The sequence below is a fragment of the Ramlibacter humi genome (genome assembly GCF_004681975.1).
In the GTDB taxonomy this organism is placed as follows: Bacteria; Pseudomonadota; Gammaproteobacteria; order Burkholderiales; family Burkholderiaceae_C; genus Ramlibacter; species Ramlibacter humi.
Map to the genome: position 1 here is coordinate 73,419 of NZ_SMLK01000004.1, position 12,890 is coordinate 86,308.

Consider the following 12,890-nt stretch of genomic DNA (forward strand, 5'->3'; position numbering starts at 1 on the left):
GTTGGCCCACGTGCCTTATACGTTCAATGCGGACGCATCGCCAACGGGACCGCACTCGCGAAAAACAACTGAAACACCACTGATCAGTTCAACCTGACCGGACGCCTCATGCTTGGTATTTCCCCGATTGCCGGACGGAACCCCCGGGGATTCGAATGCCTTGCCGGTGAATCCGGGTTCGCGACCCCAGCTGCAAGGACACGATGGCTTCCGTTCAGATCAGGCGAGTCGAAAAGTATTTCGGTGCGGCCCACATCATCCGGGGCGTCGACATCGACATCCAGGATGGGCAGTTCACCGTGCTGGTGGGCCCCTCGGGCTGCGGCAAGTCCACGCTGCTGCGCATGATCGCGGGACTGGAGGAGATCAGCAGCGGCGAAGTGCTGATCGGCGGGCGCGTCGTCAACGCCATGCTGCCCAAGGAAAGGGACATCGCCATGGTGTTCCAGAACTACGCGCTGTACCCGCACATGACGGTGCGCGACAACATGGCCTTCAGCCTGATGCTGGCCAGGCAGTCGAAGGCGGAAGTCCAGCAGCGCGTGGGCAAGGCCGCATCCATCCTGGGATTGGAGCCGCTGCTCGACCGTTACCCGCGGCAGCTGTCGGGCGGCCAGCGCCAGCGCGTGGCCATGGGGCGCTGCATCGTGCGCGACCCGCAGGTGTTCCTGTTCGACGAGCCGCTGTCCAACCTGGACGCCAAGCTGCGCGTGCAGATGCGCACCGAGATCAAGGCGCTGCACCAGCGGCTGGGCACCACGTCCGTGTACGTCACGCACGACCAGATCGAGGCGATGACGATGGCCGACAACATCGTCGTCATGCGCGACGGCGTGGTCGAGCAGACCGGCTCGCCGCTGGAGCTGTACGACCGGCCGGCCAACCAGTTCGTTGCCGGCTTCATCGGCTCGCCGGCGATGAACTTCCTGCCCGGCGTGGTGCGCCGCGCCGCCGGCGCCGCGCGCATCGAGTTCGGCGACGGCTCGTCACTGCCCATGCCGGCCAACGCGGCCGCGGCAGAGGACGGCCGCAGCGTCGTCTACGGCACGCGGCCCGAACACATGGAGCTGGCCGGCGAAGGCGACGGCGTGCCCACCGAGGTCATCGTGGTCGAGCCCACAGGCGCCGACACCCAGGTGTTCACCAAGCTCGCGGGCGTGGACGTCACCAGCGTGTTCCGCGAGCGCCACGAGTTCCATCCCGGCCAGGTGATCCGCCTGCGTCCCAACGCGGCGCGGGCCCACCTGTTCGACGCGTCCACCGGCGCGCGCCTGGCCGCCTGAGCTTTCCGGTTTTCCCTTGCGCCATCCAACCACGAAGGAGACACCATGTCCGACAACCGTCGCAAGTTCCTGAAGAAAGCTTCCGCGGGCGCCGCCGCCGTCTCGCTGCCCATGCTCTGGCCGGGCGTGGCCCAGGCGCAATGGGCCAACCAGCCGGAGAAAGGCGCCAAGCTGCGCGTGCTGCGCTGGAAGCGCTTCGTGCAGGGCGACGAAGACCAGTACATGGCCAACGTCAAGAAGTTCACCGAGAAGTACGGCATCGACGTGCGGGTGGACAACGAGGGCTGGGAAGACGTGCGTCCCAAGGCCGCGGTGGCGGCCAACACCGGCGGCGGCCCGGACATCATCCTGTCCACCAACGACGACGCCAACCTGTACCCGGACAAGCTGCTGGACGTGACCGACCTGTCCGAGTACCTGGGCAAGAAGTACGGCGGCTGGTTCCCGGGCGCGCAGGCCTACTGCCGCCCCGACGGCAGGAAGTGGATCGCCGTGCCGCTGGGTTGCGCGGGTTCGATGATGGTGTACCGACAGAGCATGGTGAAGGCCGCCGGCTTCGACGCTTTCCCGAAGACCACCGACGACTTCCTCAAGCTGTTCAAGGCCCTGAAGGACAAGGGCACGCCCGGCGGCATGGCGCTGGGCAACGCCACCGGCGACGGCCTGTGGTGCAACTGGCTGGTGTGGGCCTTCGGCGGCATGCTGGTCGACAAGAACAACAAGGTGATCATCGACAGCGCCGAGACCGCCAAGGCGCTGGACTACGGCAAGGAGCTGTACGCCAACTTCATCCCCGGCACGCTGTCGTGGCTGGACCCGAACAACAACAAGGCATTCCTGGACGGCCAGATCTCCGTCACCAACAACGGCATCTCCATCTACTACGCCGCCAAGAACTCGCCGGATCCCAAGATGAAGGAGATCGCGCAGGACATCCAGCACGCGACGTTCCCGGTCGGCCCGGTGGGCCAGCCCACCGAGTCGCACCTGTTCTTCAACCAGATGATCTTCAAGTACAGCAAGTACCCGAAGGCCGCCAAGGAGTTCCTGCGCTTCATGATGGAGCAGGAGCAGTTCGAGCCCTGGCTCGCCGCGTCGGGCGGCTACACGGCCCCGCCGCTGGAGGCGTACACCAAGATCCCGCTGTGGACGGCCGACCCCAAGGTCACGCCGTACCGAGACGCCGTGAAGAACATGCGGCCGGCCGGCTACGCCGGCAAGCTGGGCTACGCCTCGGCCGGCGCGGGCGCCGACTTCATCGTCGTCAACATGGTGGCCGAAGCCGTCAGCGGCTCCAAGACGCCGAAGGAAGCGATGCAACGGGCCCAGCAGCGTGCCGAGCGCTACTACAAGGTCTGACGCCGCCGCGGCGGACGCGCCGGGCACGCCCGGCGCGCTGCATCGCCTGCAGAACAGCCGCAACCTGCTCGGGCTGGCTTTCATGCTGCCCGCGGCGGTGTTGCTGCTGCTGTTCCTCACCTACCCGCTCGGGCTGGGCGTGTGGCTCGGGTTCACCGACACCAAGATCGGCCGCGGCGGCGAATGGATCGGCCTGGAGAACTACCGCTTCCTGTGGGACGACCAGGTCACGCGGCTCGCGCTGTTCAACACCCTCTTCTACACGGCGGTGGCCAGCGTCATCAAGTTCGCGCTCGGCCTGTGGCTGGCGCTTCTTTTGAACGAGAACCTTCCGCTCAAGACCTTCTTCCGCAGCGTGATCCTGCTGCCGTACATCGTGCCCACGGCGCTGTCGGCCATCGCCTTCTGGTGGATCTACGACGCGCAGTTCTCCATCGTCAGCTGGGCGCTGGTGAAGATGGGCCTGATCGACCGCTACATCGATTTCCTGGGCGACCCGATCAACGCCCGCCTGTCCACCATCGCGGCCAACATCTGGCGCGGCGTGCCGTTCGTGGCCATCACGCTGCTGGCGGGCCTGCAGACCATCTCGCCTTCGCTGTACGAAGCCGGCGCCATCGACGGCACCACCGGGTGGCAGCGGTTCCGCTACATCACGCTGCCGCTGCTGACGCCCATCATCGCGGTGGTGATGACCTTCTCGGTGCTGTTCACCTTCACCGACTTCCAGCTGATCTACGTGCTCACGCGCGGCGGCCCGCTGAACGCAACCCACCTGATGGCCACGCTGTCGTTCCAGCGCGCCATCTCCGGCGGCGCGCTCGGCGAGGGGGCGGCCATCGCGGTGGCGATGGTGCCCTTCCTGCTGGCGGCCATCCTCTTCAGTTACTTCGGGCTGCAGCGGCGCGCGTGGCAGCAAGGCGCGGACAACGAATGAAAGCCGGCGACACCGACACCCAGGGCATGGCCTACCTCTCGTCGCTGCCGCGGCGGGTGGTGACGGTCTACCTCCCGCTGGCCATCTTCGTCTTCGTGCTGCTGTTCCCGTTCTACTGGATGGTCGTCACGTCCATCAAGCCGGACAACGAACTGCTCTCGCGCGGCGGCAACCCGTTCTGGGTGGTCGGTCCGACGCTGGCTCACTTCGAGAAGCTGCTGTTCCACACGTCCTATCCCGAGTGGATGTGGAACACGGTGTTCGTCTCGGTGGTCGCCACCTTCGTGTCGCTGCTGTGCTCGGTGCTCGCGGCCTACGCCATCGAGCGCCTGCGCTTCCGCGGCTCGCGCCAGATGGGGCTGTCGATCTTCCTGGCCTACCTGGTGCCGCCGTCCATCCTGTTCATCCCGCTGTCGGCCATCGTGTTCAAGCTGGGGCTGTTCGACACCACCTGGGCGCTGATCCTCACCTACCCCACCTTCCTCATTCCGTTCTCCACCTGGCTGCTCATGGGGTATTTCCGCTCCATCCCGTTCGAGCTGGAGGAATGCGCGCTGATCGACGGCGCCAGCCGCCTGCAGATCCTGTGGAAGATCGTCCTGCCGCTGTCGGTGCCGGGCCTGATCTCCGCCGGCATCTTCGCGTTCACGCTGTCCTGGAACGAGTTCATCTACGCCCTCACCTTCGTGTCCTCGTCCGAGGTCAAGACGGTGCCGGTGGGCGTGGTGACGGAACTGGTGGAAGGCGACGTCTACCACTGGGGCGCGCTGATGGCCGGCGCGCTGCTGGGCTCGCTGCCCGTGGCCGTCATCTACTCGTTCTTCGTCGAGTACTACGTCTCCGGACTGACGGGCGCGGTGAAGGAATAGCCGCGCGGCGCTTCCGGCAGCTCATTCGGGCGGTGCGAGGGGGAGCGACACTTCGAAGGTGGCGCCTTCCCCGGCGCCGCGGCTCAGCGCCTTGATGGTGCCGCCGTGCAGTTCGAGCAGCCTGCGCACCAGCGACAGCCCCAGGCCCAGCCCGTCGCCGCCCGTCTTCACCTGCGCATAGCAGTCGAACACCCATTCGAGTTTCTCGTTCGGGATGCCCACGCCTTCGTCGATCACCTTGATGCAGACCTGCTTGCCCAGGGTCTCCACCGTGACCCGGATGCCCGTGCCGTCGGGCGAATACTTCGAAGCGTTGTGCAGGACGTTGGCGAACACCTGGACGATGCGGGCGCTGTCCACTTTCACCACCTGGTCGGCGCACTCCAACACCAGGCGCTGCCGGCGCCGCTGCAGCGACGGCTCCACGAGTTCGCTCGCCCGGTTCAGCAGCTCGGACACCCGGTGCGGCGCCGTGAACAGGGACATCTTCCCGTTGTGGATGCGCGAAGCGTCGGTCAGGTCTTCCACCAGCCGGGTGACATGCGCCAGCTGGCGGTTGATCACGGCGACCGCTTTCTCCCGCACTTCGGGCCGGTCGTCCATCTCGACGCGGTCGGCCGCCAGTTGCATCGCAGAAACGGGATTGCGCAGCTCGTGGGCGATGGTCGCCAGCAGTTCGGTCTTGGCTTCGTCGGCATGGCGCAGGCGAAGCACCAGCGAGCCGAGGGCGCGATGGGCCCGCACGGCGACATTCGTGACCAGGAGCAGTACCAGCGCCATCAGGTAGAAGGTCGCCGCCTGCGCTGCGTCCTCCGGGGACGTCGAGAACGTCCCGCGAGGCTCGACGAACAGCACGTTGCTGCTCAGTTGCGCCAGCAGCGCGCACACCACGCCCGCGCGCCAGCCCGCGACGAGCGCGGCCACCGCCGTGGCGGCGAAGGCGATGGTGTAGACGTGCTGCTGGGCAAGCCAGGGATCGAGCAGGAACCGGATGCCGATCGCCACGGCCGCGCACGCGATCGCGACGCCGAGCTCGCCGGAGAACGACAACGGCATCGCGATCACCCGTGTCGCCCATGAAGGCGACTCCCGCGATGCGATGCCGCGTACCGGCTCTCGCGCGCCGGTGTGTGCGACGTGATGGCCTGTTTGCATGTTGACCTCCGCGCCCGGTGCATCCCGGTCCCAGGCGAATTGGGATACTGATACATCGCGGAAGTTCCGTCACGCGGCGCGTCAGGCACCGGTCAGCGGGGTGCGGCCGCCGGGCGTGAAAAAGGCCTTAAGGGCCCGTTTCCTTCTCGACCTTCAAGGCGAGCGTGACGCAGGCGCCGCCTGCGGGCGACGGCTCGATGCGCAGGTGCGCCCCGATGGCGGCCGCGCGCGACCGCATGTTGTCCAGCCCCCGGCCGCCGCGCCGCCGGCCCGCACCTTCCGGCTGCGCATCGCCGCGGAAGCCGGCGCCGTTGTCGGCGATCTGCAGGATGACGGCCGTCCCCTCGCCATCCAGGTAGCCCCGCACCGCGATGTGCGTCGCGCGCGCGTGCTTCAGCACGTTGGTGAAGGCTTCGAGCAGGATGCGCTGCACGTGCATCACGACGTGCGGCGACAGCTCGCGCCGCTCGGGAAGCTCCGCCACCTCCCACGCGACCGCGATGCCCGCCGCTTCCAGGCGCGGCTGCAGCCGGTAGCGCAGGGTCGCCAGCACCGTGGCGAGGTCGTCGTTGGCGGGCTGCAGCGAATCGACCGCCATGCGCATCTCGTCCAGCGCGAGCTGCACGTGCTCGCGCAACTCGCGCGAGTCCGCCTGCGGACGCTCCACCATGTTCAGCAGCGCCACCAGCTGCGAGCCCACGCCGTCGTGGATCTCGCGCATGATGCGCTGACGCTCGTCGGCGACCGACTGGTGGTGCTGCTGCTCGCGCATGGCGTCGAAGGCGGCCTTCAGCTGCCGTTCGCGCTCGCCCACCCGGCGCGAGAGGTCCTGGTTCAGCGCCTCGAAGCCGGCCACCGTGCGGCTGTAGCGCTCGGCGATCAGCCAGCCCATGACGGGCGCGAATCCGAACATGGCGTGCTGCAGGTAGGTGGCGTGCAGTCCGTTGGCCCCGGACAGCCGCACGAACACGAGATCGTGCGCGCCCGCGGCGATCGAAGCACCGAGGACGGCCGCCAGCACCCAGGCCTTGCGGTCGCCGCTGGTCCACGCGCGGCGGCCCACGGTCCACATGCAGACATAGGACACGGCGGCGGTGGCGCAGAGCCCGAGCGTCAGCAGCCAGGGCCAGTGCAGCCCATAGGCCAGCATCGCGGTCGCGGCGCTGAACAGCGTCCCCAGGTCGAGGATGCGGTCGGTCGCCCGCGGCGCCGGCCCGGTCGCGAGCACGGAGAAGCGGCACATCAGCACCATGTGGAACAGGTAGCAGATGGCCCCCAGCGCGCCGATCCAGGGCCAGGGGACCGGCACCGCGGGAGCGGCGCGCTCGACGATCCGCAGCACGCCGAAGAGCGCGCCCAGGCTGTACCAGCCATACAGGGGCACCCGCTGCCGCAGCCACAGGGCGCCGGTGAACGCACTCATACCCGCCAGGCCCACCGCGAACACCAGGAAGGCGATCTCCCGCCAGCGGCGGTGGTTGTCGTAGATCCGCTCGATGGCATCGTGCGGGCCGTAGTGGAACACCGACAGGCCGCCCAGGCGCATCGGCTGGAGGGTGACGTCCACGCGCAGTTCGTTCGGCCGGCCGGCGTGCAGCAGCGCGGCCGGCACCAGGGCCATCACCGGGAATTTCGCCGCGTCGTAGGCAGGATCGCCGAGGGTTCCCCAGACATGGACGGTGGCGCCGTTCACCCGCACTTCGACCTGGCTGCCGACGCGAGAGAACAGCAGCGCCATGGGCTCGGTGCCGGCGTGGGGCGGCAACGCGACCTCGTAGCGGGCGCGGCCGCCACGCCCGGGGAACTCGGTGTCCCAGCGCCGATTGAGGTCCACGGGACCGTCGTAAGCCGGCAATCCATCGGGCTGAAGCTGCGCCTGCGCGTGGTCGATCGTCAGGATGTCGCCGCCGGGAAGCACGACCGGCCGCAACGACACCCAGAAGCCCAGCGCCAGCGCGGCAAGCGCCGCGAGCAACAGCCACCAGCGCCACCGGTGCGGCAGGGCGTTGGGAGACTCGCCGGGCATGCCCTTCGCCGGCCTCAGCGCAGGATGCCCAGCTGGCGCGCCTCGAACAGGGCTTCGGCCTTGTTGTGCACGTCCAGTTTGCCGTAGATGTTGCGCACGTGGCTTTGCACCGTCGAGAGCAGGACGCCCATGCGCGCCGCCACCTCGGCATACGTGAAGCCGCGGGCGATGAGGCTGAGGACCTCCGTCTCGCGCGGCGAAAGCGAATCGGCGCCGGGCGCGGCATCGGCCGGGGCGGGGCCTTGCCCGCGCCAGCGCACCAGCAGCTGCCGGGCGATGGTGGGCGACATGGGCGAGCCGCCGGCATGCAGGCTCAGGATGTGGGTGGCCAGGTCGCTCTCGGTGCCGTCCTTCAGCAGGTAGCCGCTGGCGCCGGCCTCGAACGCGCCGAGCATGTTCACCTCGTCGCCGAAGATCGTCAGCACCATCGATGCGCAGGCGGGCCGCAGTTCGCGGCAGCGCCGGATGACGTCCAGGCCCGGCCGGTCCGGCAGCCCCAGGTCCACCAGCAGCACGTCCACCTCGTTGCGCTCGAACCAGGCCAGGAGTTCGGCCGCCGTGGAGGCGCCGAAGGCGAAGCGCAGGCTGGGCTCCGCGCGGATCACCCGCTCCAGCATCCCGCGCATGGCGGGATCGTCTTCGACGAGTGCGACGCTGATGGGGGCGGTGTTCGGCATGTCGGCGGCGGCGCCGCGGTGGTTGGACGCAGTCCGGATGTTCTCACGTCCGGGCCGGCGCTTCATGCGGCCCCGACCCCATGAACAAGGGATGGTGCGATCCGCTGGCATCGGTAGCCTCCACCGTCGGACAAACAGTCAACGACGGACGGAAAGGCACTTTCATGCGATCGACAAGAACCTGGGCCCTGCGCGGCGCCACCCTGGTCCTGGCGGCTTCACTGGCCGCTTGCGGCGGCTCCGGCGGAGGTTCCTCCTCCCCGGGCGATGGCGCGGCCGGAAGCCAGATCACCGGCGTCGCGGCCGTCGGCGCGCCCCTGGTGGGCACCGTGACGGTGAAGGACGCCCTGGGCGCCATCCGCTCCGCGGAGATCGGCGTCAACGGCAGCTACTCCATCGACGTGTCGGGCATGACCGCGCCCTTCGTGTTCCGCGCCGACGGGTCGGCCAACGGCATCCACGCGACCGTCCACTCCATCGCCACGGCGGCCGACGTCAACGGGCGGATCAACATCACCCAGCTGACCGACCTGGTGGTGTCCAACATCGCCGGCCAGCTGGCGCTGAACTACTTCGACAAGTTCGAGCAGGCCGGCAACAGCGGGCTGGCGAGCAAGGCCCAGATCGACGCGGAAGTGGCCAAGCTGAAGGAAAAGCTGCTGCCGGTGCTGGCCGCGCTGGGCGTCGACGCGGCCATCGACCTGCTGCACACGTCCTTCACGCCGAAGTCCGACGCCATCGACAAGGCGCTGGACGTCATCCGCGTGAGCTACGACACGACCGCCAACGTCGCGACGATCTCCAACGTGGTCAACGCCGTCACGGTCACCGACGACCTGGCGGTGAAGGCGGCGGCCGAGACCTCGCCCGCGACGCTCAGCGCCACCAACGTCGCCAGCAGCGCGAGCGACCAGGACCTGGTGCGCCAGGCGCTGCAGGCGTTCATCGGCAAGTTCGCGACGGGGCTGCCGGCGTCCGGCGACATCACGCCGCTGATGACCACCAACTTCCTGTGGGCCGACATGAACCGAGCGACTTCGGTCGCGGAGTTCACGGGCATGAGCAGCCTGGTCGGCGCCACCTTCTCCGACGTGCAGTTCCGCCAGATCGACTACGCCAACCCCTCCGGCGTGACCGCGCACGTGTCGTTCTCGATCAAGACCGCGCAGGGCGTCGAGCTGGGCCGCCTGGACAACTGGAAGGTGCGCAAGAGCCCCACCGACGGCATCTGGCGCCTGCACGGCGACCAGCGCACGCTGAACCTGGAGTGGTTCGCCGTCACGTCGCAGCACCATGGCCTGTCCGGCGGCACCTGCGTGCAGACCGGCCTGGAGTTCAACATCGAGAACCCGAACACCGCCAATGACGGCGGCACCGTCGCCTACGCCATCGTGACGGGCCCGGGCCTTCCGCCCAGCGGCTTGCGCTACGACCAGCCCGTGCTGGGCGGCCGCTGGATGATCGCCGGCGGCGGCACCGAGACGTACCTGCTGGCCACGAACTGCGCGGGCGTCACCGCGGCCGGCCTCACCGACGCGCAGATCGCCGCCATCCCCGACAACGCGCAGTACACCGTGACCACCTACGACGGCAGCGGCACCAAATTGACGCCGGCCAGCACGCCCACCGACGGCGTGTACCGCTTCAAGATCGAGCGCCGCCCGCTCACGCTGGCCGAAGCCGGCGCCGCCGGCGTGTTCCCCACGATCGACCCCACCACCGTCGGCGCGTTCACGGCCTTCGGCACGGGCGGCGGCACGATCTCCTTCGCGGCGAGCAACGCCTACCCGTGGTCCCAGGGCTACGTGCAGATGCGCCGCACCCGCTCGGACTTCACGCTGGTCGACGCGGTGGAAGAAAGCGTCCTGCCCACCACCACCGGCACGGTGTCCACCTCGCTGAGCTTCGGCTCGGATGCGTCCGTGGCCAAGCAGGTGATGTGGGTCGAGTCGCCGGACGCGTACCGCCGCAACATCCAGACCTACTACCACAAGTAGCCGGCTGCGGGCCCGCGGCAGCGCGGGCCTGACTCCAGTCATGTGGCGCCGGGGAATGAGCCGTTATTCTCCGGCGCATGCATTTCCAGCAGTCTGGCCCGGACGCAGGCGCCGGCGATCCCCCTCCAGGCCGGGCAGGATCGCCGCGGACGATCCTGATGGTGGACGACCACGTCCTCGTGCGCGCCGGCCTGCGATCGCTGCTCGGGCAGCGCTTCGGTGACCGGTTCCCGCTGGCCGAGGCGGCCAGCCTGTCGGATGCGCTGGCCTGGCTGAAGGACCATGCGCACGAGGTGCTGGTGCTGCTGCTCGACCTGCACCTGCCCGACACGCGCGGCCTGGCCGGCCTGCAGCTGGTCCGGCAGCTGCACCCGTCGGTGCCGGTCATCGTGGTGTCGGGACTGCAGGACGCGCGCATCCAGGACGAAGCGGCCCTGCACGGCGCCGTCGCCTATGTCTGCAAGACGGGCCACGAGGCCAGCCTGCACGCGCTGCTGGAACGGGTGGAAGCCATCGCGACGGGCGTCGGGCCGCCACGCGCCGCATCGCCCCCGCGCGCCGCCCGCCCGCTGGACGACAGGCTGAACAAGCGGCAGGTGCAGGTGCTGGAGCTGATCCTCTCCTCGCACGACAACCAGGCCATCGCGCACGAGACGGGCCTGTCGCTCGGGTCGGTGAAGAACATCGTCTCGTCGATCTTCCTCGTCTTCAACGTGCGCTCGCGGGCGGAACTGATCGGCCTGTTCAGCAACTAGGGACGCACGCGATGCCGCCGACCGCCTCCGCGGCGCATGCCCTGCTTCGCGCGCCCCTGCAACTGCTGGCATACGTGACCGGCGCCAGCGCGAAGGAATTGCCCGCCTCCGTGCAGCGCGTGCAGCTGGAATTCCTGCTGCGGCGTGTCACGCCGATGCGGCTGCTGGTGGTGTTTCCCTTCGCCGGCGTGATGTGCGGCCTGTTCTACCGGCGCACGGGGTCGCCCTGGATCCTGGCGTGGACCGCGCTGGTCTTCGCCCTCACCTTCTACACCTGGCACTACTGGCGGCAGCGCGAGACGCGCCCGCTGCCGCCCGACGAAGGGCTCGCGCGCGAGTTGAGCCGCCGCACCCGGCTGATCCTGGCCCACGGCATCGCGTGGGGGCTCGCGCCGTGGATGCTGAAGCCCGGCCACGACCTCGCGTACGGCGCGCTGCTGTCCACGTACATGATGGGCGCCGTCTCCACGGCGGCCGCGATGCTGCCGTCGCATCGCCAGACGGTGGCTGCGTACTGCCTGCCCGCCGGGCTGGGGCTGGTGCTGGCCGACTTCTGGTCCGGCGGCGTGGGCTGGGTGTTCGGGCTGGCGATGGCCCTCTACCTGGCCGTGTGCCTGCGCTGGACCTTCCACCAGGCGGACCTGCTGGCCGAATCGCTGACGGTGCGCTTCGAGAAGGAGGAACTCGCCCGCCAGCTCGCGGAACAGGTGGCGCTGGTGGAAGCGGCCCAGCGCGAGAAAAGCCGCTTCTTCGCGGCCGCCAGCCACGACCTGCGCCAGCCGGTGCATGCCATCTCGCTGTTCACGTCGGTGCTGGCGCGGTCGCAGTTCCCGGCGTCGGCAGGCGAAACCGTCGAGCGCCTGCGCCATTCGGTGCGCATGCTCAGCGGCTCCCTCGACACCATGCTCGACGTGTCCAAGCTCGATGCCGGCGCCATCCAGCCGCGGCTGCAGCAGGTGTCGGTGCACCAGCTGTTCCTCTCGCTGCAGACCACGTACGCCGACCGCGCTTCGGCCAAGGGCGTGCAGCTGCGCGTGCGGGCGCCGGGCGACCTGGGGGTGCTGAGCGACCCGCAGCTGCTGGAGCGCCTGCTGGGCAACCTGGTGGACAACGCCATCAAGTACACGCACGCGGGCGGCATCCTCGTGGCTGCCCGCGCGGCGCCGGGCCGCGGTGTGTTGTGCTTCGAAGTCGTCGACACCGGCATCGGCATCGCGCCCGAGCACCGCGAGAAGATCTTCGACGAGTTCTTCCAGGTGGACAACCCGCAGCGCGACCGCTCGTTCGGCCTGGGCATCGGCCTGGCCGTGGTGAAGCGCCTGTCCGGGCTGCTGCGGCATCCGGTGGAACTGCGCTCGCGGCCCGGCCGCGGCACGCGCTTTCGGGTGTGGGTGCCGCGCGATCGCACGCTGCACGCGGGCGGCGTGGCGCACGACGCGCATGCGGAAGCCGGCCTGGCCGAGCCGGCGCGCCTGCCGCGATCGGTGCTGGTCATCGACGACGAGGCGGACAACCGCGACGCGCTTTCGGCGCTGCTGTCCTCCTACGGCTGCACCGTGCACTGCGCGGCCGACACCGAGGATGCGGAGCGCCAGCTGCGCACGCATCGCGTCGACACCGTGGTGTCGGACTTCCGCCTGCCGGGCCCGCACAGCGGACTCGACTTCCTGCTGGCCGTGCGGGCCCGCATGCCCTCGGTGCGCACGCTTCTCGTGACGGGAGAAACCGCGCCCGAGCGCATCGCGACGATCAAGGCCACCGGCATGCCTTGCCTGTACAAGCCGGTGGCCGCCGAGAAGCTGCTGGCGGCGCTGTCCTCGTGAACGGCGCCG

The 12,890-nt window shown here is 69.1% G+C and carries 10 protein-coding genes; 7 read left to right on the forward strand and 3 right to left on the reverse strand.

Translation table 11 applies throughout. The features are described from left to right. Positions 1-203 precede the first annotated feature (203 nt). The 4 genes from EZ216_RS13450 to EZ216_RS13465 all read left to right on the forward strand — a co-directional run bounded on the left by EZ216_RS13450 (position 204) and on the right by EZ216_RS13465 (position 4,448). A complete protein-coding gene (locus EZ216_RS13450) occupies positions 204-1,283 on the forward strand; it encodes an ABC transporter ATP-binding protein (protein ID WP_135250297.1) in 1,080 nt (359 codons plus the stop codon). Positions 1,284-1,328: 45 nt separating this feature from the next. Beyond that, positions 1,329-2,642, forward strand: coding sequence for an ABC transporter substrate-binding protein (locus EZ216_RS13455; protein ID WP_135250298.1), 1,314 nt, complete (start codon positions 1,329-1,331; stop codon positions 2,640-2,642). Positions 2,643-2,724: 82 nt separating this feature from the next. After that, positions 2,725-3,579: a carbohydrate ABC transporter permease gene (locus tag EZ216_RS13460; protein ID WP_135250549.1), complete on the forward strand. Its 855-nt coding sequence runs from the start codon at positions 2,725-2,727 to the stop codon at positions 3,577-3,579. Continuing rightward, positions 3,576-4,448: a carbohydrate ABC transporter permease gene (locus tag EZ216_RS13465; RefSeq protein WP_135250299.1), complete on the forward strand. Its 873-nt coding sequence runs from the start codon at positions 3,576-3,578 to the stop codon at positions 4,446-4,448. The genes EZ216_RS13460 and EZ216_RS13465 overlap by 4 nt, the downstream gene beginning before the upstream one ends. Before the next feature lie 21 nt (positions 4,449-4,469). Here the strand turns inward: EZ216_RS13465 and EZ216_RS13470 are convergent, their stop codons facing one another. From EZ216_RS13470 to EZ216_RS13480, 3 genes are all read right to left on the reverse strand, one after another. After that, positions 4,470-5,603, reverse strand: a complete 1,134-nt coding sequence (locus tag EZ216_RS13470) for a sensor histidine kinase (protein WP_135250300.1) — start codon at positions 5,601-5,603, stop codon at positions 4,470-4,472. 127 nt (positions 5,604-5,730) lie between these two features. Further along, positions 5,731-7,629: a sensor histidine kinase gene (locus EZ216_RS13475; RefSeq protein WP_135250301.1), complete on the reverse strand. Its 1,899-nt coding sequence runs from the start codon at positions 7,627-7,629 to the stop codon at positions 5,731-5,733. A gap of 14 nt (positions 7,630-7,643) precedes the next feature. Continuing rightward, positions 7,644-8,306, reverse strand: a complete 663-nt coding sequence (locus EZ216_RS13480) for a response regulator (RefSeq protein WP_135250302.1) — start codon at positions 8,304-8,306, stop codon at positions 7,644-7,646. Between the two features lie 164 nt (positions 8,307-8,470). On the opposite strand from EZ216_RS13480, the gene EZ216_RS13485 reads away from it, so the two are divergent. The 3 genes from EZ216_RS13485 to EZ216_RS13495 all read left to right on the forward strand — a co-directional run bounded on the left by EZ216_RS13485 (position 8,471) and on the right by EZ216_RS13495 (position 12,881). Further along, positions 8,471-10,303 carry a hypothetical protein gene (locus EZ216_RS13485; RefSeq protein ID WP_135250303.1) on the forward strand — a complete coding sequence of 611 codons (1,833 nt, stop codon included), beginning with the start codon at positions 8,471-8,473 and terminating at the stop codon, positions 10,301-10,303. A 161-nt stretch (positions 10,304-10,464) separates the two neighbouring features. Then, positions 10,465-11,058, forward strand: coding sequence for a response regulator transcription factor (locus EZ216_RS13490; protein WP_167772908.1), 594 nt, complete (start codon positions 10,465-10,467; stop codon positions 11,056-11,058). An 11-nt stretch (positions 11,059-11,069) separates the two neighbouring features. Continuing rightward, positions 11,070-12,881 (forward strand): ATP-binding response regulator, encoded by a 1,812-nt coding sequence (locus tag EZ216_RS13495; protein ID WP_135250305.1) that lies wholly within the window; start codon positions 11,070-11,072, stop codon positions 12,879-12,881. Positions 12,882-12,890: the final 9 nt, after the last annotated feature.